This window comes from Mycobacterium sp. GA-1841 (assembly GCF_001954135.1).
Classification (GTDB): domain Bacteria; phylum Actinomycetota; class Actinomycetes; order Mycobacteriales; family Mycobacteriaceae; genus Mycobacterium.
The window spans coordinates 1-541 of the sequence record NZ_MBEQ01000007.1; the positions used below are offsets into that span (position 1 = coordinate 1).

General features: G+C 70.1%; 1 pseudogene. It reads left to right on the forward strand.

Annotation, left to right across the window (positions count from 1 at the left end):
* Window positions 1–541, forward strand: a pseudogene (locus A5740_RS01120) (ATP-dependent DNA ligase); the annotation flags it as partial.

The following is a 541-nucleotide window of genomic DNA, read 5'->3' on the forward strand; positions in this document are numbered from 1 at the left end:
TGCTCGCCGAGCAGACCCCGGCGCACTTCATCGGCTTCGACGCCCTGGCCACGGGCGACCGGTCGCTGCTGGGCGAGCCGTTCCGGGTGCGTCGCGAGGCGCTCGTCGACGCGGTCGCACATCAGGTCCGGTGCCACGTCACCCGGACCACCGTCGACCCCGAACTCGGCGCGCAGTGGTTGCAGACCTTCGAGGGGGCCGGCCTGGACGGCGTGATCGCCAAGCGGCTCGACGGCCCCTACCTGCCGGGCAAGCGGGAGATGGTCAAGGTCAAACACCACCGCGACGCGGACTGCGTGGCGATGGGTTACCGCATCCACAAGAGCGGCGAAGGTGTCGGGTCGATTCTGCTGGGCCTCTACCGGCCCGACGGTGAGCTGCAGATGGTCGGTGGCGCCGCGTCGTTCACCGCCAAGGATCGCCTCAAGTTGTTGGCCGAGCTGGAGCCGTTGCGGCTGGGCGACGAAGTGCGCGAAGGGGATCCGAGCCGGTGGAACTCCGCGGCCGACAAACGCTGGATTCCGGTGCGCCCCGAGCGGGT